The organism is Vallitalea guaymasensis (assembly GCF_018141425.1).
GTDB lineage: Bacteria > Bacillota > Clostridia > Lachnospirales > Vallitaleaceae > Vallitalea > Vallitalea guaymasensis.
On the sequence record NZ_CP058561.1, the window covers coordinates 3,991,187 to 4,013,606 of the forward strand.

Below are 22,420 nucleotides of genomic sequence, written 5' to 3' on the forward strand. Positions count from 1 at the left end.
TATAGATAATAATAAATATAGAAATATATAATTCAAAAGGAGAAAAATTATGTTTGATTACAAGGAATATTATAAGAAAGAAAATGAATCTATTTTAGATTCATACGAAAAATCTATAGTAAAGATTAACTCTATTGTTGATTGTACAGAGAAAAAGGATGGTTACGGAAAATATTTTAATGAACTGGGCAGGTTCATAATTATGATGGCTGACCATGAAAAAGAGATAGATGAAGCATATTTTGAAAACAATACTTTTGAACAATTAAAAGACTTTAATGAAAAAATGTTCAAAGACTTGTTACATGATAATTATGATACCTGTTATGGTAATCCAAGTTACGCTGTTTCACAATTTGGTGATGAAATTGGTCAGGCATTATCCTATCTATACACAAAAGTACATGAAAATGTACAATTAGCTTATCAGCATAAGATTTTTATGATGTATAGGGTTAATAAGTTATTTATTCAATTCTATAATTACATTATGGATAATCAAGAAATTTTATATTGCAAATTAAAAGAATTCATATTAGCTGATGCAAAAGAATATGTAGATCAAGAAGTTAAGCTATATTATGATGAGATGAGTAATCCTAATAAATCTTATCTTGCTGATATGGTTAAGAATGATGATCTGACTGATCTTAGATATTTATTCAAATATGGAAATTACATAGGATACAATGAAATAAAGATAGCAGAATATCTTAATGCTATACCAAAAGAAAAGATTAAATACATGGCTGATATTATGTCAGAAGGTTATCGTATAGGATTCATAAACGACAACAAAGATATCACCATTAAATCAGCAGTCAGCTTAAGATATCAAATAGGTTTTGAACGTGTTATGAGAGAAGTTATAGCTAACTTTGATAAATTGAATCTAAGACCTATCATTACTATAGAAACAATAACTAATATTGAATACAATTATGCTTTCACTAAGATGTATTCTACTATGCCTAACAAACAATATTTTTACGATCATAGATATGATTATGCATTATACCTTGATGATGAATATGCAAAACTTAAACAGGAAGCATGTGAAAAACATATAAATGAACTTGGTGCTAATTTACATGCTCAAGGTGGACCTGCTGTGCTTGAAGGTTTTGGACAGAAGCCATTCTATCCAGAAACAAAAAAAGAATGTGTTAAACTAGATGACAATCAAACAGTTCTTAACAAAAATCTTCAAATGAAAGCAAAACAACTTCTTTGTAAATATTTATCAGGCGAAAATTATAGTTTTACCATGGTATCATATCCAGTACCTGAAATAGGAGATAAATTTGAAGAGATATTTGATTATACTATAAAAGTCAACACCCTTGATGTGAATGTATATGAAAAAATACAACAGAAACTAATAGATGCATTAGATAAGGGTGAATATGCTCACGTACAAGGAAAAGGTTCTAATAAAACTGATATAATGGTTAAATTACATGAGATAAAGAATCCAGAAAAAGAATCACTTTTCCACAATTGTTTAGCTGATGTTAACATTCCTCTAGGAGAAGTATATACATCACCAACTTTACAAGGCACTAATGGTACATTGTTCGTTGAAGAAGTATTCCTTAATGGATTAAAATATAATAACCTAGAAATAACTTTCAAAGATGGATATGTTGACACATATACATGTACTAATTTTGATGACAGCGAAGAAAATAAAAAATATGTATATGAAAACTTAATTTTCCCTAACAAAACTTTACCACTTGGAGAATTTGCTATAGGTACCAATACTACAGCATATGTAATGGCACATAAATATAATATTGATGATGTGCTACCAATATTGATAACAGAAAAAACAGGACCTCACTTTGCAATTGGTGATACTTGTTTTGCATGGAGCGAGGATACTCCTGTATATAATTCAGATGGAAAAGAAATAATTGCAAGGGATAATGAAAAATCAATACTTAGAAAAACAAATATTGATGAAGCATATACTGGTAAGCATACAGACATTACAATCCCATATAGTGGGCTTAAGTCAATTGATGTAATTACTAAAGATAATGAACGTATTGGATTGATAAAAGATGGTAGATTTGTTCTTGCAGGAACAGAAGAATTAAATAAAGCCCTTGATGAAGCTTAAAATTATGATATAATAGTCTTTATATATTATTTTGCAAAATAGATAAAACAAGGTGATAAGTAGATGAAAAAATCAAACAAAGCAAAATTCAAGGAATTAACAAGGAAAGAAAAAGTTGAATATATCTGGGAATATTACAAGCTACATATCTTTGCTGGTATATTTGTTTTAATTGTTATTGGAAGCTTTCTGAATATATGGGTTTTCAATCCACCACCAAAATCAGCAGTAAGTGTCAATTTTGTAGGTAGCAGTATTTTTGCAGATAACACAGAGCCATTAGAAAAAGAATTAAACCCGATTATTGTAACTGAGGAAATGGGTAATAAAAAAGTGTTCATCAATACCTATATTTTCGGAATGAAAGACCCTCAGATGCAAATGGCAACACAAACCAAATTTATAGCTAATATCTCAGCTAGAGAACTTGATGTATTGATTCTGGACAAAGAGCAGTTTGATTCCTTAGTGCTTCAAGGCTCCATGCTTCCTCTAGATCAAGTATTTTCAGAAGATGAACTTGGCAAGCTTACTGATAGACTTTTAAAAGGGAAAAGTGAAGAGGATACCAATGAGCAGATTTATGGAATTGATATAACTGATATTGAAAAAATCAAAACTGTTATGGTTGGAGATTCTGATATAGTAATTGGTGTTGTTAGTAATACTCTAAAAATTGAAGAAAGCAAAAAAGTTATAAAATGGTTTTTAGAAATGGAATAACGAAATTTAAGAGACAAGAGTTTATACTTTTGTCTTTTTTTATATTTTTTTATGAACTTAATTTTGAATGGCAAAAGTGAATGTTTTTATTAAAAAATCAAAAAATGTTCGGAAATCTATTGACTTATTCTAATTTTATTTGTAAAATGATTTTACAGCCTATTAAAATGCAAATATGATTAAGGAGTTGTTCGTAATGAATAATCTTTCTAAAAAGATTGGGATTATTGGCGGAGGACAATTGGGAAAGATGATGATTTTAGATGCTAAACGGTTGGGATTCTATGTTATAACATTAGACCCTTCAGAGTCTTGCCCATCACATAGTATATCTGATGAACATATATTGGCTTCTTTCGATGATGAGAAGGCAATACGAACAATGGCGGAAAAAGTTGACGTAATTACATATGAATTCGAACATATCAATGTAGATATTTTAAAGAAATTAGAAGATGAAGGGTATACAATATACCCTACTGCAAAGAGCTTGGAAATAATTCAAAACAAATATAATCAAAAATACACACTTCTTAAAAATGATATAGCAGTTCCAGATTTTATGTTAGTCCAGTCCACAGAAGATTTAATAAACGCAGGTCAAAAATTTGGTTATCCGATGATGTTAAAAACTTGTACAGGTGGTTACGATGGTAAAGGTAACTATGTTGTAGAAAACGAAAAATTAATAGAAGAATCCTACAGGCAATTAGGTAACGGAACGATTCCTTTGATGGTGGAAAGATTTGTTGACTTAAAAAAAGAAATATCAGTACTTGCTTGTAGAGGGATAAATGGAGAAATAACAGTATATCCAGTAGGCGAAAACATTCATGTAGACAGTATATTAGATGAAACAAGAGTTCCAGCAGACATTTCCAAGAAGTGTACAGAAGAAGCAATGGAATTAGCCCATAGAGTAATGGAGATTTTTTCTGGCGTAGGTATGTTTTGTGTTGAGATGTTTGTTACTAAAGATGATAATATATTAATAAACGAAGTAGCACCAAGACCACATAATTCTGGACATTATACTATTGAAGGATGTCTTACATCACAATTCGAGCAGCATATAAGAGCAATTACAGGATTACCACTTGGAGACGTAAGTCTTAGATGTCCAACAGTAATGAGAAATCTACTAGGTGAAGATGGTGAGTCAGGAATAGCATATTATGAAGGTTTAGATAAAGTCTATAATGATGGAATCGCAAAAGTTCATATCTATGGCAAAGAAGAAGTAAGACCTAAGAGAAAAATGGGTCATATTACAGTGTGTGCTGACACAATTGATGAGGCAGTAGAAAAAGCTGAAAAAGCTAAGAGAGGACTAAGAGTTATTAGTCAAAAAGGATAATGAGGAGGTTAATATTATGAAACCTATGGTTGGAATTATTATGGGTAGTGACTCGGATCTACCTGTTATGCAAGAAGCGGCTAAGATACTAGATGAATTTCAGATATCTTATGAGTTGACTGTTGTATCAGCTCATAGAACTCCAGAAAGATTATTTGAATATGCAAAAAGTGCTAAAGAAAAAGGATTAAAAGTAATTATTGCAGGAGCAGGAGGAGCGGCACATTTACCAGGTATGGTTGCATCACTTACTACACTTCCAGTTATTGGAGTACCTGTTAAGACTAGAACATTGAATGGTATTGATTCATTATATTCTATTGTTCAGATGCCACCGGGAATACCTGTAGCTACAGTAGCTATCAATGGAGCTAAAAATGCAGGGATATTGGCTTCATCAATAATAGGAACATTTGATGAGGATATAAGTAAGAAAGTTGAAGAATATAAAAATAATCTGCGAGAGACAGTTAAAGAAAAAGCTAATAAGCTAGAAAAAATAAAGTACGACAAATATTTAGAAAGCATGAATTAATTATAATAGGAGGATGATTAGATGAAGAAAACAGAATTATTATATGAAGGTAAAGCGAAAAAGGTATTTAAAACTGATGATGAGAACATGTTAATAGTATCTTATAAAGATGATGCTACAGCATTTAATGGTGTCAAAAAAGGTTCAATACAAGATAAAGGAAGCATTAATAACAGAGTTTCTAATTACTTGATGGGATTACTTGAGAAAAAGGGTATACCTACTCATATTGTAGAAGAGATAAATGATCGTGAAACAGTAGTTAAAAAAGTACAGATTGTGCCTCTAGAGGTTATTGTCAGAAATATAGCAGCTGGAAGCTTAAGTAAGAGATTAGGACTTGAAGAAGGTACTAAGCTTGATAAAACAGTACTTGAATATTGTTATAAGAAGGATGAACTTGGTGATCCTATGGTTAATGATTTCCATATATATGCTCTTTCATTAGCTACGAAAGAAGAACTCGATAAGATTTCTGAAATGTCATTTAAAATTAACGAGATACTTTCAGAATATTTTGATTCAATTAATATAGAGCTAATTGATTTTAAACTAGAATTTGGTAGAACTGCTGATGGAACAGTTATCTTAGCAGATGAGATTTCACCAGATACATGTCGTTACTGGGATAAGACTACAGGAGAAAAACTTGATAAAGACCGTTTTAGAAGAGACCTTGGTAATGTAGAGGGTGCTTATCAAGAAATATTGAAAAGAACTTTAGGGGATTCCTAAATTATTAGCAATTTACCGTAGATAATATATATACAAAACACCTCATGTAAATATTTAAAGAAAAACTAAGTTCGTTCCATTAAATATTTAAAAATCGGTTTATTTATATATATATTATCTACTAGGCTAGTGCAGTTATTTAGTTATTAAACTTTAAGTAATGGAAATTTTAACGAATATTGGAAGGGAGATATCATGTTTGATGATAAATTAAAGGAAGAATGTGGTGTGTTTGGAGTTTATAATAATAATGAATTTGATACTTCGAGACTAACTTATTATGGACTTTTTGCACTTCAACATAGAGGTCAAGAAAGTGCGGGTATAGCGGTTAATAATAAGGGGACTATCTTGTATAGAAAAGAAATGGGAATGGTATCAGAGATATTTGATGATGTAGTTCTTGACTATCTGAAAGGGCATTCGGCTATAGGTCATGTGAGATATTCAACAACTGGTGAGAGTTATGCAGAGAATGCACAGCCTTTAGTTATAAAGTACACAAAGGGGCATATGGCTATTGCGCACAATGGGAACATAACCAATGCTAGTAAGATAAAAAAAGAGTTAGAAGAACAGGGGACCATATTTCAAACCACATCGGATACAGAAGTGATAGCTGCGTTATTATCTCGAATTCGAATCAAGTATAGTGCTATTGAAGATGCATTAAGAGAAGTAATGACTATTATAAAAGGAGCTTATTCATTGCTTATAATGACTCCTAATAAACTTATTGCTGTAAGAGATCCATTGGGAATGAGACCACTTGTTATTGGAAAGAAAGAAGATTCATATGTGTTCTCATCTGAATCCTGTGCTTTTGATTCTCTTGGTATAAAATTCATTAGGGATGTAGAGCCAGGAGAGATGATTGTAGTTAATAATGAAGGAATAAAATCAATTCAAACAGAAGTTCCTAAGAAATCGGCTTCTTGTATATTTGAATATATATATTTTGCAAGACCAGATAGTATTATGGATGGTATAGAAGTGTATAGTGCTAGATACAAAGCAGGGATTGAATTAGCTAAAGAACATCCAGTAGATGCGGATGTGGTAGTTGGTGTGCCTGACTCTGGACTTGCTGCGGCTCATGGTTTTGCTCATGCTTCAGGAATTAAATATGTTGGCGGATTCATGAAAAATAGATATGTAGGAAGAACATTCATTCAGCCAAGTCAAGAGATGAGAGAATTAGGGGTACACATGAAATTAAATCCTATAAGAAGTCAGATTGAAGGTAAAAGAGTTGTTATGATAGATGATTCTCTTGTTAGAGGAACGACTAGTAAGAAGATTGTTAATCTATTAAAAGCGGCTGGAGCGACAGAAGTTCATGTTCGTATCAGTTCACCTCCAGTTAAGCATTCTTGTTATTTTGGAATTGATACTCCTGAGAGGAAGAATCTGATAGCTGGTAATATGTCTATAGATGGAATAAAAGATTTGATTGGAGCAGATAGTTTAGGATATATAAGTAATGAAGGTTTGCTTAGTACATGTAAAGACGGAAAAAGAGATTATTGTATGGCATGCTTTAATGGTAAATATCCAATGGATGTTGATGATGAGGAGGAAAAATGATGGCAGTGGATTATAAAGCTTCTGGAGTAGACGTTGAAGCAGGATATAAAGCAGTGGAATTAATGAAAAAACATGTCAAGACCACTTTTACAGAAGGTGTTGTAACGGACCTTGGGGGATTCGGAGGTTTATTTTCATTAGCTAAACATAAAATGGAAGAACCTGTTCTAGTATCAGGTACAGACGGTGTTGGAACTAAATTGAAAGTTGCATTTTTAACGGATAAACATAACACTGTAGGTATAGACTTAGTAGCCATGTGTGTTAACGACATCATATGTGCTGGTGCGGAACCACTTTTCTTCTTGGATTATATAGCTTGTGGCAAGAATATACCAGAAAAGATAGCTGATATCGTAAGTGGTGTGGCTGAAGGCTGTAGACAATCCGGAGCGGCTCTTATTGGTGGAGAAACTGCTGAGATGCCAGGATTTTATCCTGAAAATGAATATGATATGGCTGGTTTTGCTGTTGGTATCGTTGATAAGAGTAAGGTTATTGATGGTTCCAAGATTGAAGATGGAGATGTACTTCTAGGTCTACCGTCATCAGGAATTCATAGTAACGGTTATTCTCTTGTTAGAAAACTATTTAATCCTACTAAGGAGAAGTTGGAAGAATATGTAGAAGAATTAGGCTGTACCCTAGGAGAAGAGTTGATTAAGCCTACTAAGATATATGTAAAACAAATCAGGGAATTAAAAGATAGAGTAACAATAAAATCAATCAGTCATATTACTGGTGGAGGTTTTATTGAAAATATTCCTAGAGCATTAAAAGATGGGTATAGTGCTAAGATAAATAAAGGTACTTGGCCTGTTCACAATATATTTAACTTGATGCAGAAGCTAGGTGAAATGGAAGAAAGAAGTATCTATAATACTTTTAACATGGGTATTGGTATGGTTCTTATCCTTAATAAAGATGAAGCAGAAAAAGCAATAGATATTTTGGAATCTATAGGTGAAAAGGGTTATGTGATCGGTTCGGTTGAAAAAGGTGACAAAGGGGTAATTATATGCTAAGAATAGGAATTCTTGTTTCTGGCGGGGGAACTAATTTACAGGCTATAATTGATAGAATTAGGGATGGTAGTATATCTGATACGGAAATAGTTTCTGTAGTAAGCAACAAAGAGAATGCATATGCTTTGGAACGAATAAAAAAATATAATATTCCAGGTAAGTGCATTAAACCAAGAGACTATGGGTCAAGACAAGAATTTTGTATTGCCCTTAGAGATCATTTTTTATCTCTAGATGTTGATTTGATAGTTCTTGCAGGTTACTTGGTAGTATTGTCAGAGGAATTTGTAAAAGCATTCCCTAATAAAATTATGAATATTCATCCTTCATTAATACCATCATTCTGTGGTGATGGGTACTATGGACTTAAAGTGCATCAGGGGGTAATTGATCGTGGGATTAAGGTAACAGGTGCTACAGTCCATTTTGTTGATGAAGGTACTGATACAGGTCCTATCATATTACAAAAAGCTGTTGATGTTAGAGCGGATGATACACCAGAGATTCTACAGCGAAGAGTAATGGAGGAAGCTGAATGGGTAATATATCCAGAAGCTATAAAATTATATGCGCAAGGTAAGATTAATGTACAAGGTAATAAGGTAATAATAGGTGAATAATATATAAGAAGGGATGGAATAGATGAATATACTTGTAATTGGTAGCGGCGGAAGAGAACATGCTATTATATGGAAATTATCTCAGAGTAAAAGAGTGGATAAAATCTATTGTGCGCCTGGTAATGCAGGAATTTCAGAATTGGCGGAATGTGTAGATATCTCAGCAACAAACATCAAAGGACTATTAGATTTTGCACTGAGCAATCCAGTAGATTTAACAGTAGTTGGTATGGATGACCCTCTTATGTTAGGAGTTGTAGATGCATTTGAAAACAAAGGACTTAAGATATTTGGTCCAAAACAAAATGCCGCTATTATAGAAGGAAGCAAAATATTTTCAAAAGACCTTATGAAAAAATATAATATTCCTACAGCAGGATATGTTGTTATAGATAATGTGGATTCTGCAAATGATTACATCAAAAAATGTGATTATCCAATAGTCATAAAAGCAGATGGACTTGCTCTTGGAAAAGGTGTTTTGATATGTTCTACATATGAAGAGGCACAAGAGGCAGTGGATACAATCATGGTGGATAAGAAATTCGGTGATGCTGGAGATAAGATTGTCATAGAAGAATTCTTGACTGGACCAGAAGTATCGGTTTTATCTTTTTGTGATGGAGAGAATATCATTCCAATGGTTAGTGCTCAGGACCATAAGAGAGCCTTTGATGGAGATGAAGGCTTGAATACTGGTGGGATGGGAACTTTTTCACCAAGTAAATATTATACAGATGAGATACATAAAGAATGTATAGAAACAATATATGAACCTTCATTGAAGGCTATGAAAAGCGAAGGAAGACCTTTCACAGGGATAATGTTCTTTGGGTTGATGCTTACAGAAAAAGGACCTAAGTTACTTGAATATAATGCTAGATTTGGTGATCCAGAAGCACAAGTTGTATTGCCTAGACTTCAAACAGATTTGGTGGATATTTTTGAATATGCTATTGAAGGAAAATTGAATGAGATAGATGTAAAATGGGATGATAAAGCGGCTGTTTGTGTAATTTTGGCTTCTGGAGGTTATCCTGTAAAATATGAAAAAGGATATGAGATAAAAGGTCTACAGGCACAGAAAAACAAAGATGATGTAATCGTTTTTCATGCAGGAACTAAAAAAGTTGATGATAAAATAATTACTAATGGCGGTAGAGTACTTGGATTGACAGCTATCGGTAAAGATATAGATGAAGCTAGAGATATTGCTTATAAGACAGTAGAAGAAGTTGATTTTACTAATAAGCATTTTAGAAAAGATATAGGGATAAAGTAGATAGATTGTATTACAGGTAATTTAAAAACATATTAAGTTTACACGATGGGCTGTCTTAGGATAGCCCATTAAATATTTTTAAGTGTTGATTCGATATAAATAATGATATGTAATTTAAAACTATTTAGGGAGAATGAATAAAATGAAGTATAAAATAGTTAGTATAGTGTTAATCTTAGTTTTGGGGATATTTTTGTTAATTGAAGTAAATACAAACAAAAGAGTATCTATTACTGATATTGAAATGCAGTTAAATGATTTACAGAAAGAAAAAAAACAGCTATTGCTTCAAATTGACGAGTTGAAAAACGAATTAAAGATAAGAGATGAAAAAGCTAGTAATCCAACTAATATAAAAGAGGATAATATAAAGTACTATGTTCTAGATAAAACTAAATATCATGGTTACGGGGCATCATTAGTAAATACTGTGGTGAGGTTATTACCAAATAGTAAGAGTTCAGTAATATCAAAGATTCGTGCAAATGATACTTTTGAAATTATAAGCGAAGTGAATGCAGAAGGAGATAATTGGTTGCTTATTAGAGTTCTAGACATAAATATGTATGGATATATTAAAAATGCAAATATTAAATTAGTTGACAGGGTGCTTTATGAACAAACTTCTGAATGGGATTTTTCTGGAATTCATTTAGGTGATCCTTTTATTAAGGCAATTGATATTTTTGGGAATGACTATATATTAAAATATATTTATGAATATAGAAATATTTATATAGCTAGTTTTAATGTGGATAAAAATGCAGAAACAGAATTTCATTATGATCCAGTTAGCAAGGTTATAAATAGACTATGGACTGTAGATCCAAGGATAAAAGTAAATGATTTTATTAGTGTTGGAGAGAATATACAAGATGTAATTTCGAAAATAGATATGGATATTGAATATACTTTAAATAAAAAGAATAGAGAATTGATATTAGAGGATAGCGTAGGCTATTCATTAGTTATATATTTTGATGAAAGTGAATTGATTTCTGCAATAATATATAGAATTAACAAATTCGATGTATAAGCTCAGATAGTTACATTATCGCAGTAAATTAATTTGTAAAAAATTTTCAACGATTATTTTACAGTAACAAAAATGAAATTGGTTGTGTTAATTGATTACATATGATATAATTTTAATTAACATATTATGTGGTATTGAAAACCACATAGACATTTGGAGGGAATCGCTTATGAAAAAAATAGCAATATTAACTGATTCTGCTTGTGATTTACCTGATAGTATCATTGAGAAATACAATATTAAATTACTTCCGTTAAGAATTATTTATCATGACCGTGAATATAGGGATCGTATTGAGATTAAACCTCAGGAAGTATATGATAATATTGAGAAAGAGGTACCCAAAACATCGTTACCTGTACCAGAAGATATTCTATCTGCTTTTGATAGTTTGGCAGATGAAGGGTATACGGATGCTGTCGTCATAACGATCTCTTCTAATCTTAGTGGAACATTTAATCTGATTAAGATGCTTGCAAAGGATTATGAACGACTCAATATAAAAGTATATGATTCCAAGACATTAGGTATATTTTTAGGATTTATAGTGAAAGAGGCAGCTGCTATTGCAAATACCCAAAAGAGTATGGAAGATGTCATTGATAGAGCAAAAGAGATTCGGGATAAATTGAAAGGCTGTTATGTGTTGAAAACGCTGACTTATTTAAGAAAAGGTGGTAGAATCGGCAAAGTTGAAGGTACAGTTGGAGAGCTTTTCAACATAAAGCCGATTATTGGAATAAATGATGAAGGAGTTTATTTCACTATTGCAAAAGTAAGAGGCAGAAGAAAATCTATAAGTAAAATAAAATCTATGATTATGGAAGAATTCAAGGACAAGAAATATAATATAGCCATTATTCATGGTGGTGCAGAAGAAGAAGCCAAGCAATTATATAATAGTATAAAAAACATTGGTAATATAATTGAAGGTCATATCTCTCAGATTAGTCCAGCATTAGGGGTACACACAGGACCAGGATTAATTGGTTATGCAGCCTATGAAGTATAATTTTTAATAAAAAACTTGGTGTATGCCAAGTTTTTTTTAATCCTTCTATTAATTATGATATAATATAAACTTGTAAAGATAAAAGAGAAATTTAAAAAGGACAAATTTGCTACAGGAAACAAGGCGCAATCTCTTTTATTTCAAGAAAGGATTGAAAATAGTGGCACAGATTGTAAACAAATCAAATCACCTGAGAAAAGAAATATTATTAGAGTATCTCAAAATGATTGTTTGTAGTATAGCTGCAATATTTTGTGTAGTATTAGCTTTTTATACATATGGATTTTCATTGATAGCGACACTTATATTATGTATTTATGTTAAAAAGATGAAGACTAATATTGATATAATAAAATCTGGACTCAAGGGAGAAAAAGAAGTATTAAATTTATTGTCTGATTTACCAAAAAGATATAAAGTGATTTCAGATATATTAATACAAGGTAAGAACACATCCAGTCAACTTGATTATGTAATTGTAGGTTCTAATGGAATATTCATTGTAGAGGCTAAGAATATTAAAGGGACAATAAGTGGTAATGGAAATTCCAAATATCTTACTCAGGTTAAAATTGGAAAAGGCGGTAAAGAATATAGGAGAGAATTATACAATCCTACTTTACAGGTAAAAGGACATGTATTAGGACTAACCAAACTTCTTAAAAGAAATAATATGCAATATGATGTTCATGGATTAGTTTATTTCTCAAACGAGGAATCTAGAATACAATTTAAGTCCAATAATATAGTAGTATTATCTAAGAATAAGGATGACTTGCTTAAGTATATTAAAACTTATAAAAATAATGGAGTCAAAATAGCTCCAAATGAGCAAATAAAAATAACTAAACTGCTTAAGAGTCAAGTTATGTAATATAGAGTAGTTTAATTAAGGGGCTGGGTGTTAAAACGTGACAGCCCCAAATATTATAAAAGCATATTTTAGAATATGAACAGTTTGCCTATTTAGGTTCAGTATCTAACTCTGTATTACTCCAATCAACGCTTGTTTTCCAAGTGGAATTATCTTCATCAATCCAAGTATTGATATCATTATTATAAGCTGTATGACCATTGATGTTGATATCTAGATTCTCAACATACCAGTCACCACCTATACTGCCATATCGCTCTACTTTTTTAAGATAAATATTGGCTATATCCTTAGGATGGATATCAGTACCATTATAAAGATAATATTCATCATTATCATCAGCTTCAAAATCATTATAACCTTCTTTAGCTAATAACCATTCTTTTGTTCTTCCATCTTTGGTTTCTATACCGAAGTATACATCATCATCAGTACCAGCCCATTCGTTATGAAGGAAGCCTCTTTTTTCTGTGCCTGTATGTACTGTAACAGTTAATGCACTGATAGGGTTATTGTCAATACCTATATCAAGATTCCAACGATCACTAAATCCACTAAAGTCGCCTTGTTCTGCTTTAGTTAATAATTCAACAGCATGGTTAAGGGCACTTGAGAAAGAATTATCCAATCTTTCCTTTCTATTGTTTTCTGAAAGAAAATCCATAGCTTCATCATATTCTCTATAAGTGTATCCTACACCTGTTTTAAGACCTGTAAGAAGTGTATAACACCAAGTCTTTTCTTCGGTGATTGTAGGTGATGAACCATAAATGTTTTGTGCTGTTGCATTAAAAGAAGCAAAAGGAATGTCTGATACATCACTGAAACAATCAGATATACCATCAGAATAATCAGATATATCAAAGCCACCTTTATTAACCCACAAGTATGATTCAGCCGCTGATTCTAGATTAATATGTAATTCACGTCCAGCTGGATTATTTAAATAAATTCCGGCTTCAGGATCTACAAATATTCCATGGCATGCATAATCTCCAGTTACATGAGTAATCCATCCTGCTACGTACGCTATTCTTTTTTTGTCATTAGACTCTAGAGCATCTTGTAGCTGTTTCTTAGCAAAACTTCCAACTTTGAAATAATGAAAACGGTCTGACCAAGGTGAATATCCAAGAGCTTGTCTTGGTTGAATTAATGGAAGGTCTGGACCATTTGCACCCCAAGTTGCTATTAGTGGGTATTCTTCCAAAGCACTTCTGATTAAACTGCTTTCAGGTAAGTTTTTTGTAGTCTCTTTCATTAGAATGTAATGTGATGCTGGTTGATAAGCCAACACATTTTTTGGGAAAAGCATTAGCAATAATACCAATGCCAAACAACTAGTAAAAATTTTCCTTATTTTCATAATAATCCTCCTTTGATAATTAAATGCAGAATATAGTATACAATAATTGCTGTGAAAAAAATGTTGAAATAAGGACAGTAATATATAGAAATATTCTACAGAAACTTATAGAAACTTACAAAATTCTATAAATATAGATATTAAAACATATAATTCTAAGAAATATTCTTGATTCAGAAAAATATTATTTTGTAGAATTTATATAATAAAATCCAATATAAGACATACTGATGTCATATTATCTTTGCTATACTCAAGGTGTTCTAAATAAAAAATATTATTATGAGGTGAAGGAAATGAAATATGAATTAGTTACTCTAGAAAAGAAAGTTGTTGTTGGAAAGTCAATAAAAACCACAAATGAGAATGGAAAATCTATAAAGGATATTGGAGCAATGTGGCAGCAATTCATTGGTGAAGGAATTTTTGAGTCTATCAAGAATAAAGTTGATGGCAAAGGTATAGGCTTATATACAGAATATGAAGGAGATTGTACAAAACCTTATACATTCATGTGTTGCTGTGAAGTGAAAACAACTGATGATATTAATAATCTAGAAGTTAAAACAATTAGTGCAGGAAAGTATGCTAAGTTTACTGTTAAAGGAGATATGGTACAAGCTGTAGGTGAAGCATGGTCTGAAATATGGAGCATGGATTTAGATAGAAAATATGATTCTGATTTTGAATTATATCATAATGATTCAGAAGATATGAATAACCAGACTATAGATATATTTATATCATTGAATTGATAAATTCTTTATTCAGATAGATTACCTTTGATATCATCTAAGATATTAGAGGTAATATTAATATATATATTGATTTATAAAAATGCTTTTTAGTATAAAATAGACAAAAAATCTTGACAAATATTATTTTATTTGTTAAGATAAACTTAGTTAAACGAATAACTGAGTTTTTCTTAGATTCAAGAAGTCATTTTTCCAGAAAGGGGTTCATGAAATGTCTATTAAAGTTCCTAGTGTAAAAGATGTAGCAAAATTAGCAGGAGTTTCAGTTGCAACTGTTTCAAATGTAATTTCTGAACAAAAATATGTTAGTCCAGAATTAACTGTTAGAGTTAATAATGCTATAAAAGAATTAAATTATAGACCTAGTAAAATCGCAAGAAGTTTAAAAGGTATGAAAACATATCAGATAGGACTTATGATACCAGATATCACCAATCCATATTTTGCAGAACTCGCTAGAGGAGCTGAAAGTATTGCTTTGAAAAAGGGATATCAAGTTTTATTATGCAATACGGATGGTGATTCAGCAAGAGAAGAAAAAGCACGTATTGCTTTTGAGGAAAATAGGGTTGATGGTATTATTAATGTTGCACCAAGAATGAAAACAGAGAAATTATTAGCTTTTAATCATGTTCCTACAGTAATAGTTGATAGACCATTGTCTGTAGAACAATCAAAATTTGGCGTAGTATTTGCTGATAACAGTAAGGGTGCTTGTCAATTAGCAAAACACCTATTTGAGAAAGGACATAGAAGATTTGCGTGTTTAACAGCTCCATATGATGATATTCCTAGTGTTAAACATAGAATTAATGGATTTAAGAAATACTTGATTGAAAATGGAATAGATGATGAAGATATTTTGTTCCTGAATGGTAAGTTAAGATACAAAAGTGGTTATGAATTAATGAATGAACTACTAAAAATTAAAAATAGACCAACAGCTGTATTTGCTTGTAGTGATATCATGGCTTGGGGTGCACTTGAAGCTGCGAAAAAAGCGCATCTGAATATTCCTAAGGACATTGCAATTGCTGGATTTGATAATATATATTATTCGGAGATATTAGATCCAACACTTACAACAATAAATCAGCCAAAAAGTGAAACAGGTGAGATTGCTATGCAGATGCTATTGGATAGATTAAATAAATCAAATAATAGAAAAATTATTAGAACACACAGTGTTATCTTAGATACAGAATTAATTATAAGAGGATCTACTTGAGAATCTTATAAAATTTAATTTTCAGTTAAACGATTAATTGAGTTGAAGAAGTATTTGACGTTCTAGAAGTTGAGTAATCTTCAAGAACTGCTAAATAAATATTATAAGGAGGTATTTATTAATGAAAACACATGGTATATTACAAAATGATTTAGCAAGAATGGTAGCAAGAATGGGGCATGCTGATTTATTAGTAATCACTGACAGGGGGTTTCCATTCCCAAGTCACGAAAGAACTGAATGTATTGATATTTCAATAGGAAGGGATATACCAAAAGTTACAGATGTATTAAAAATTATTTTAGAAGAATTAGAAATTGAAAAAGTAATAATTGCTAATGAAACAAAAACTATATGTCAAGAAGAGTACAAAAAATTTCAAGAAATATTAGAGAAAAAGAAAAACAAAGGGAATGACATAATTGAAGAAAATATACCACATATGGAATTTAAAGATTTGGTATTAAATGGTGCTTTAGAGGGTAAGGAAGGTAAAAAAGTAACTGTATTTGTGAAGACAGGTGAATTTACTCCTTATTGTAATATTATTCTTCAATCAGGGGTAGATTTTTGAGAAACAGAGTTAAACGATTAAATAGGTACATAATAAAACTATGCTAGAAAGGTGGTGAAAGCACACGAATGTAGAATTAAATAAATACATTCATGTGTATAATATGAGAGATTTAAAAGTATTAGAAGATTTATTTCCTAAAAAAAATCCTATTATTGGAATGGTACATTTAAGATCTTTACCAGGTGCTCCTTTATATGATCCTGTGAACATGAATATGGATAGAATTATTAGTATAGCAGTTGAAGAAGCAAAAAAATTAGAAAATGCTGGTGTTGATGGATTACAAATAGAGAATATATGGGACTATCCCTATCTAAAAGGTAGTGAAATTGGTCATGAAACGATTGCTACAATGTCAGTAATAGCGTCTAAGGTAAAAGATTCGGTATCTATACCAATAGGAATTAATTGTCACCTGAATGGTGGTATGGAAGCTATGGCTATAGCTTGTGCATGTAATGCAAAATGGATTAGAGTATTTGAATATGTGAATGCATATGTATCTCGAGCAGGATTTTTAGAAGCAATAGGAGCAAAATTAAGCAGGTATCGTACTAATCTTTCAGCAGAAAATGTTAAATTATTCTGTGATGTAAATGTAAAACATGGTAGCCACTTTATTATATCAGATAGGTCAATAACAGAACAAGCGCTTGATGCTCAAATAGATGGAGCAGAAGCACTTATTGTAACAGGGTTTGAAACAGGACAAGCACCTACACCTAAGAAAGTTAAAGAATTTGCAGATAATATAAATGTTCCTGTACTTATTGGTAGTGGAGTTACCAAAGAAAATGTAGGAGAATTGATGGAATATTCTGATGGAATGATTGTTGGAAGTTATTTCAAGAAAAACAATAATTGGAAAAATGATATTGATGAAAGTCAAGTAAAAGAATTCGTAGTGGAAGTTGAAAAAAATAGGTAGTGTGTTTGTACACAGGGGAAGGATGAATGCAAAATGAATAGTTATCAGTTTAATGGCGAAATACTATGTATGGGTAGTATTAACATGGATTTGGTAATGTATATGAATCAAATGCCTATTCCAGGAGAAACAATAGTGACTGATAATTTTGAAATGTTTTCAGGAGGAAAAGGTGGTAATCAATCTGTTGCAGCATCTTTATTAGGTGGAAATGTAAAATTTTTTGGTATGCTTGGTGATGATGAATTCAGTAAACAATTAAAGGTTTCAATGGAAAAAAATAAAGTTACTACTTCTAGTATATTAACTAAGGAAAACATGACTGCTGGGATTGCTATGATTCGTGTTGATGAAAAAGGAGAAAATTCTATTTCATTTACGCCTGGTGCCAATACAAAACTAACTAAGCAAGATATTTATTGTCATGAAAAATTATTTACAGAAGGTTCAATACTACTAATAACAATGGAGATTAATCCTGAAATAGTATATGAAGCAATACGTGTTGCTAAAAAAAATAACATGTTCATAATACTAGATCCAGCTCCTGCACCTAGAGAAAAGATTCCAGAAAATATACCGTTCTTGATTGATATTATTAAACCTAATGAAACAGAAGCTTCTTGGATTACTGGAATTCAAGTAGTTGATGATGATTCTGCTAAGAAAGCCATTGGAAAAATGGTTGATATGGGTTTCAAGAATCCCATAATTACTCAAGGTTCAAAAGGTGCTTTCGCCTACATAGATAATAATATCATTAAAATAGAACCTATAAAAGTGGATATGATAGATTCTACTGCTGCAGGAGATGTATTTTCAGGTGCTTTAGCCGCTTCTTTATCAAATGGAGTTAATTATAAAGAATCTCTAGAATTTGCTAAAAAGTCTGCTGCAATAAGTACTACAATTAAGGGAGCTCAATCATCTATACCAACAATAGAGCAGGTAACTAAGTGTATCAAATAAATTAAGTTTACTTAGAGGTGTGGCATATGGCACAAAATATATTAGAACTTAAAAACATCAAAAAAAGTTTTGGAGGAGTAAAAGCTTTAAAAGGAGTTAATTTAACGATACAAGAGGGAGAAGTACATGCGCTATTAGGAGAAAATGGAGCAGGTAAATCTACACTCATTAAAATTCTTACTGGAGTATTGCAAAGAGATGAAGGAGATATCATACTTCTAGACAAGAAAACAGAAATTAATAGTCCTATTCATGCGAGAACGAAGGGAATAGCTGCTATATATCAAGAACTTAGTTTGGTAGATAGTCTGAGTGTAGCAGAAAATATTTTTTTAGGACATGAACCTACAATAAATTTTTTTGGGTGGAATGATAAAAAAACTTTACTAAAAGAGACAACAGCTTATCTTGAGTCTTTTAACATTAACATAGATCCGAAAACAAAAGTAAAAGATTTGGGTATGGGGCAAAAAAGAATTATAGAAATTGTAAAAGCACTTTGCATTGATGCTAAGCTACTTCTACTTGATGAACCAACAACAGGTATGACTAGAATAGAGATTGAGACATTATTTAAGATAATGGAAGACATGAAAAAAAGAAAAATAACGATGATATACATATCTCATATAATGGAAGAAATAGAGAGAGTCTGTGATCGAGTATCTGTACTTAGAGATGGTATTAATGCAGCTACATACAAAATGGGCGAAGTGGATATGAATACATTGGTTAAAACTATGATAGGAAGAGAAGTCAAGGATGAATTTCCACTAAGAATAGGTAGTGCGAAAGATAAAGTTGTATTAGAAGTAAAAGATTTCATGTCAGAAAGAATGAATAAGCCCATCAGTTTCAAATTAAAAAAGGGTGAAATACTTGGAATAACTGGAATTATCGGGGCAGGAAAAAGTGAATTGGGTCATGCTTTATTTGGAGCTGATAAATGCATATCCGGTAATATTGAATTACAAGGTAAAGTTACAACCTTGAAGTCACCAAAAGATGTAAAAGACAAAGGAATAGTTTTAATACCAGAGGATAGAAAAACACAGGGATTATTCTTGGAACATTCAGTTTTAAATAATGCGATTGTTGGGTATGTAGAAAAAATGAATTCTAATAAGTTCTTATTATCCAATAAGAAATTGAGAAAACGAGCTGTCAATATTTTTAAAAAAATGGATGTAAAACCTCTTAAATTAAAACTAAGAATAAAAAATTTATCTGGTGGAAATCAACAAAAAGTTGTAATTAGCAAATGGCTGTTAGGTAATCCAGAAATTATAATTATGGACGAACCTACTAGAGGAATTGATATTGGTACGAAAGTTGAAATCTATAAATTAATACATCAATTAGCTGATGATGGAATGAGTATTATTCTTTTGTCGTCTGAATTTAATGAAATACGTGGATTATGTGATAGGGTTCTTGTACTGCATGATGGAGAAATAATGGATGAAATGCTAGCAAAAGAGGCTACTATTGAAAGAATACTTATGAAAGCATTAGGAGGAAATTAAAGTGATCAAAGAAAATTTGTCTAATGAGAAAAAAGGTATAAATATAGCTGCTATTGCTAAAAAATTATTGAAGGATGAGTTAGGATTAGTAATTATATTAGTTTTACTTATTACAATTTTTCAGATTCAATCAAACTATTTCTTAGTAACAAAGAATTTACTTAATATAACTCGTCAAATTTCAATTAACTTAATTGTAGCTGTTGGGATGACTTGCGTAATACTTATAGGTGAAATAGATTTATCAGTTGGGTCAATGGCGGCATTGGTAGGAGTAGTTTCCGCATATGTTATCAATATTACAGGCTCTATTTTCCTTGGGGTGACAGCTGGTTTATTGATGGGAGCTACTATGGGTCTGATAAATGGTTTATTGACTGTGTATGGGAAAATCCAATCATTTATTGTAACACTTGCCATGATGCAAATAACCCGTGGTTTAGCCTTACTTATTACCAGTGGTAAACCAATTTCTAATTTGAAAGAAAAATTCGATTTTTTTGGTGCAGGGTATGTAGGAGTTATTCCGGTTTCAAGCTTAATAGCAATAGGAATATTTCTAATAGCTTTTATGTTTTTGAATAAAACAAAACACGGTATCTATATTAAATCTATAGGTGCTAGCAGGGAAGCGGCTAAGTTATCAGCTATCAGTGTTAATCTATACAGAGTTCTCACTTTTGTGGTTTCTGGTTTAATGGCTGCTGTTGGAGGAATAATAGTAACATCAAGACTTTTATCTGCTCAACCTACAGCAAGTGATGGGTTAGAGATGAATGTCATAGCAGCTGTTATTTTAGGTGGTTCATCTCTGAACGGAGGTATCGGTACAATAGTTGGAACTTTACTTGGGGCTGTGATAATAGGAGTTATCAATAATGGAATGAATTTAATGGGTGTTTCAGCATTCTTCCAACAAATAATAAGAGGTTTAATTATTTTAATAGCAGTTTTAATAAAAAGCAAAGAAAAATAGAAAAGTTAATGAGTATATTACATATGTAGAAACTAAAAAAAAGAGACTTATTAAACAAGTAATAATTTAAAATATAAACCAAATGCAAGTATTGTAAGGCAATACTTGACTCAAAGAGGAGGATTTAAATTATGAAAAAAGTATTAGTTTTTGTGATGTGTATTTTATTATCTATGAGTTTTGCAGGTTGTAAAAAAGAAGAAACAAAGGAGCCAGAAAAAAAAGAACCAGTTACAAAGGAGTCAGAAAAAAAAGATCCAGTCGTTAAGGAAGAAAGTATTACAGTAGGTTTTGCAGTATCCACATTAGCTAACCCTTTCTTTGTCACGATGAAAGAAGGAGGAGAAGCTAAAGCGGAAGAACTAGGGATGGATATAATAACTCTAGATGCACAAGATTCTTCAGAAACACAGGTATCACAAGTAGAAGATTTAATCGCTAGAGATGTAGATATCATAATTATTAATCCAGTAGATTCAGATGCCATAGGTGTGGCTGTAAAAGAAGCAAATAAAGCTAATATTCCTGTAATCACTGTAACAAGACCTTCCAATAGTGGTGAAGTAGTACAACATCTTGATATCGATAATGCTGAAGCAGGAAAATTAGCTGCAGAAGAAGTTGCCAAAGTACTTAATGGAAAAGGTCAAATAGCTATATTAGAAGGAATTGCAGGTGCTCCATCTGCATTAGATAGACAAAAAGGGTTCGAAGATGTAATTAATGAATATCCTGATATAAAAATAGTTACTAGTCTGACAGCTAATTATTCAAGAGAAGAAGGGGCAGCTGTAATGGAAGATATTCTTCAGGCTAATCCTGAATTAGATGTTGTTTATGCGCATAATGATGAAATGGCACTCGGAGCAGTTAGAACTATAAAAGCTGCTAATAGATTAAATGAAATTAAAGTATTCGGTATTGATGCAACTGATGATGCTCTTGTAGCAATTGAAAAGAATGAAATGTCAGCAACAGTAAAACAACAACCTGATTTACAAATGGCAAAAGCTGTTGAAGCAGCTATGAAAGTAGCTAAAGGAGAAGAAGTAGAAGAAAAAGTTATTATTCCATTATTATTGGTTAATAAAGATAATTTGTAATATTTATTAATAAAGACCATATATCGTAATTGATAAAGCTGTAATTATATACGATATATGGTCTTTTAATAATCT

General features: G+C 31.4%; 21 protein-coding genes. 20 read left to right on the forward strand and 1 reads right to left on the reverse strand.

Translation table 11 applies throughout. From position 1 onward, the window contains the following. Window positions 1–49: 49 nt before the first annotated feature. The 12 genes from HYG85_RS17075 to HYG85_RS17130 all read left to right on the forward strand — a co-directional run bounded on the left by HYG85_RS17075 (window position 50) and on the right by HYG85_RS17130 (window position 12,914). Window positions 50–2,128: an aminopeptidase gene (locus HYG85_RS17075; RefSeq protein WP_212690668.1), complete on the forward strand. Its 2,079-nt coding sequence runs from the start codon at window positions 50–52 to the stop codon at window positions 2,126–2,128. 63 nt (window positions 2,129–2,191) lie between these two features. Continuing rightward, complete coding sequence (locus tag HYG85_RS17080; protein WP_212690669.1) at window positions 2,192–2,851, forward strand: hypothetical protein; 660 nt, start codon at window positions 2,192–2,194, stop codon at window positions 2,849–2,851. Between the two features lie 196 nt (window positions 2,852–3,047). Next, on the forward strand, window positions 3,048–4,208 hold the full coding sequence (locus tag HYG85_RS17085; RefSeq protein WP_212690670.1) for a 5-(carboxyamino)imidazole ribonucleotide synthase: 1,161 nt from the start codon (window positions 3,048–3,050) through the stop codon (window positions 4,206–4,208). Between the two features lie 16 nt (window positions 4,209–4,224). After that, on the forward strand, window positions 4,225–4,743 hold the full coding sequence (gene purE, locus HYG85_RS17090; RefSeq protein WP_212690671.1) for a 5-(carboxyamino)imidazole ribonucleotide mutase: 519 nt from the start codon (window positions 4,225–4,227) through the stop codon (window positions 4,741–4,743). Window positions 4,744–4,764: 21 nt separating this feature from the next. Beyond that, window positions 4,765–5,478 (forward strand): phosphoribosylaminoimidazolesuccinocarboxamide synthase, encoded by a 714-nt coding sequence (purC, locus tag HYG85_RS17095; RefSeq protein ID WP_212690672.1) that lies wholly within the window; start codon window positions 4,765–4,767, stop codon window positions 5,476–5,478. Window positions 5,479–5,673: 195 nt separating this feature from the next. Then, complete coding sequence (gene purF / locus HYG85_RS17100; protein ID WP_212690673.1) at window positions 5,674–7,065, forward strand: amidophosphoribosyltransferase; 1,392 nt, start codon at window positions 5,674–5,676, stop codon at window positions 7,063–7,065. 5 nt (window positions 7,066–7,070) lie between these two features. Beyond that, window positions 7,071–8,090, forward strand: coding sequence for a phosphoribosylformylglycinamidine cyclo-ligase (gene purM, locus HYG85_RS17105; RefSeq protein ID WP_334300190.1), 1,020 nt, complete (start codon window positions 7,071–7,073; stop codon window positions 8,088–8,090). After that, window positions 8,084–8,710 carry a phosphoribosylglycinamide formyltransferase gene (gene purN / locus HYG85_RS17110; protein ID WP_212690675.1) on the forward strand — a complete coding sequence of 209 codons (627 nt, stop codon included), beginning with the start codon at window positions 8,084–8,086 and terminating at the stop codon, window positions 8,708–8,710. Before purM ends, purN begins: the two co-directional genes overlap by 7 nt. A gap of 22 nt (window positions 8,711–8,732) precedes the next feature. After that, a complete protein-coding gene (purD, locus tag HYG85_RS17115; RefSeq protein ID WP_212690676.1) occupies window positions 8,733–9,992 on the forward strand; it encodes a phosphoribosylamine--glycine ligase in 1,260 nt (419 codons plus the stop codon). Between the two features lie 142 nt (window positions 9,993–10,134). After that, window positions 10,135–11,028 (forward strand): hypothetical protein, encoded by an 894-nt coding sequence (locus tag HYG85_RS17120; RefSeq protein WP_212690677.1) that lies wholly within the window; start codon window positions 10,135–10,137, stop codon window positions 11,026–11,028. A gap of 169 nt (window positions 11,029–11,197) precedes the next feature. Continuing rightward, window positions 11,198–12,040: a DegV family protein gene (locus HYG85_RS17125; RefSeq protein WP_212690678.1), complete on the forward strand. Its 843-nt coding sequence runs from the start codon at window positions 11,198–11,200 to the stop codon at window positions 12,038–12,040. 160 nt (window positions 12,041–12,200) lie between these two features. Beyond that, complete coding sequence (locus HYG85_RS17130; protein WP_212690679.1) at window positions 12,201–12,914, forward strand: nuclease-related domain-containing protein; 714 nt, start codon at window positions 12,201–12,203, stop codon at window positions 12,912–12,914. 88 nt (window positions 12,915–13,002) lie between these two features. Here the strand turns inward: HYG85_RS17130 and HYG85_RS17135 are convergent, their stop codons facing one another. Beyond that, window positions 13,003–14,280 (reverse strand): zinc dependent phospholipase C family protein, encoded by a 1,278-nt coding sequence (locus tag HYG85_RS17135; protein WP_212690680.1) that lies wholly within the window; start codon window positions 14,278–14,280, stop codon window positions 13,003–13,005. Window positions 14,281–14,576: 296 nt separating this feature from the next. Between HYG85_RS17135 and HYG85_RS17140 the strand changes: the two genes are divergently transcribed. The 8 genes from HYG85_RS17140 (at window position 14,577) to HYG85_RS17175 (ending at window position 22,345) form a co-directional block, all read left to right on the forward strand. After that, window positions 14,577–15,035, forward strand: a complete 459-nt coding sequence (locus HYG85_RS17140) for a GyrI-like domain-containing protein (RefSeq protein WP_212690681.1) — start codon at window positions 14,577–14,579, stop codon at window positions 15,033–15,035. A 214-nt stretch (window positions 15,036–15,249) separates the two neighbouring features. Then, on the forward strand, window positions 15,250–16,266 hold the full coding sequence (locus tag HYG85_RS17145) for a LacI family DNA-binding transcriptional regulator (RefSeq protein ID WP_212690682.1): 1,017 nt from the start codon (window positions 15,250–15,252) through the stop codon (window positions 16,264–16,266). A 121-nt stretch (window positions 16,267–16,387) separates the two neighbouring features. After that, window positions 16,388–16,840, forward strand: coding sequence for a D-ribose pyranase (rbsD, locus tag HYG85_RS17150; RefSeq protein WP_212690683.1), 453 nt, complete (start codon window positions 16,388–16,390; stop codon window positions 16,838–16,840). 103 nt (window positions 16,841–16,943) lie between these two features. Continuing rightward, the gene (locus tag HYG85_RS17155) at window positions 16,944–17,771 is read left to right on the forward strand and encodes a BtpA/SgcQ family protein (protein WP_212690684.1); all 828 of its coding nucleotides are present in this window, start codon (window positions 16,944–16,946) and stop codon (window positions 17,769–17,771) included. Window positions 17,772–17,804: 33 nt separating this feature from the next. Continuing rightward, window positions 17,805–18,740 carry a ribokinase gene (gene rbsK / locus HYG85_RS17160; RefSeq protein WP_212690685.1) on the forward strand — a complete coding sequence of 312 codons (936 nt, stop codon included), beginning with the start codon at window positions 17,805–17,807 and terminating at the stop codon, window positions 18,738–18,740. A gap of 26 nt (window positions 18,741–18,766) precedes the next feature. Beyond that, window positions 18,767–20,266 carry a sugar ABC transporter ATP-binding protein gene (locus HYG85_RS17165; protein WP_212690686.1) on the forward strand — a complete coding sequence of 500 codons (1,500 nt, stop codon included), beginning with the start codon at window positions 18,767–18,769 and terminating at the stop codon, window positions 20,264–20,266. A gap of 1 nt (window position 20,267) precedes the next feature. Beyond that, entirely contained in the window at window positions 20,268–21,242 is a 975-nt protein-coding gene (locus HYG85_RS17170) for an ABC transporter permease (RefSeq protein WP_212690687.1), read from the forward strand. A gap of 131 nt (window positions 21,243–21,373) precedes the next feature. Further along, window positions 21,374–22,345 (forward strand): substrate-binding domain-containing protein, encoded by a 972-nt coding sequence (locus tag HYG85_RS17175; protein ID WP_212690688.1) that lies wholly within the window; start codon window positions 21,374–21,376, stop codon window positions 22,343–22,345. Window positions 22,346–22,420 lie beyond the last annotated feature (75 nt).

Bases quoted from the DNA above. Each gene is read 5' to 3' on its own strand.
- HYG85_RS17085 (WP_212690670.1), top strand. From the start codon at position 3,048: ATGAATAATCTTTCTAAAAAGATTGGGATTATTGGCGGAGGACAATTG.
- HYG85_RS17155 (WP_212690684.1), top strand. From the start codon at position 16,944: ATGAGAGATTTAAAAGTATTAGAAGATTTATTTCCTAAAAAAAATCCT.
- HYG85_RS17135 (WP_212690680.1), bottom strand. From the start codon at position 14,280: ATGAAAATAAGGAAAATTTTTACTAGTTGTTTGGCATTGGTATTATTG.
- rbsK (WP_212690685.1), top strand. From the start codon at position 17,805: ATGAATAGTTATCAGTTTAATGGCGAAATACTATGTATGGGTAGTATT.
- purF (WP_212690673.1), top strand. From the start codon at position 5,674: ATGTTTGATGATAAATTAAAGGAAGAATGTGGTGTGTTTGGAGTTTAT.
- HYG85_RS17120 (WP_212690677.1), top strand. From the start codon at position 10,135: ATGAAGTATAAAATAGTTAGTATAGTGTTAATCTTAGTTTTGGGGATA.
- purN (WP_212690675.1), top strand. From the start codon at position 8,084: ATGCTAAGAATAGGAATTCTTGTTTCTGGCGGGGGAACTAATTTACAG.
- HYG85_RS17145 (WP_212690682.1), top strand. From the start codon at position 15,250: ATGTCTATTAAAGTTCCTAGTGTAAAAGATGTAGCAAAATTAGCAGGA.
- HYG85_RS17140 (WP_212690681.1), top strand. From the start codon at position 14,577: ATGAAATATGAATTAGTTACTCTAGAAAAGAAAGTTGTTGTTGGAAAG.
- purD (WP_212690676.1), top strand. From the start codon at position 8,733: ATGAATATACTTGTAATTGGTAGCGGCGGAAGAGAACATGCTATTATA.
- HYG85_RS17080 (WP_212690669.1), top strand. From the start codon at position 2,192: ATGAAAAAATCAAACAAAGCAAAATTCAAGGAATTAACAAGGAAAGAA.
- purC (WP_212690672.1), top strand. From the start codon at position 4,765: ATGAAGAAAACAGAATTATTATATGAAGGTAAAGCGAAAAAGGTATTT.
- HYG85_RS17125 (WP_212690678.1), top strand. From the start codon at position 11,198: ATGAAAAAAATAGCAATATTAACTGATTCTGCTTGTGATTTACCTGAT.
- HYG85_RS17165 (WP_212690686.1), top strand. From the start codon at position 18,767: ATGGCACAAAATATATTAGAACTTAAAAACATCAAAAAAAGTTTTGGA.
- HYG85_RS17075 (WP_212690668.1), top strand. From the start codon at position 50: ATGTTTGATTACAAGGAATATTATAAGAAAGAAAATGAATCTATTTTA.
- rbsD (WP_212690683.1), top strand. From the start codon at position 16,388: ATGAAAACACATGGTATATTACAAAATGATTTAGCAAGAATGGTAGCA.
- purE (WP_212690671.1), top strand. From the start codon at position 4,225: ATGAAACCTATGGTTGGAATTATTATGGGTAGTGACTCGGATCTACCT.
- HYG85_RS17175 (WP_212690688.1), top strand. From the start codon at position 21,374: ATGAAAAAAGTATTAGTTTTTGTGATGTGTATTTTATTATCTATGAGT.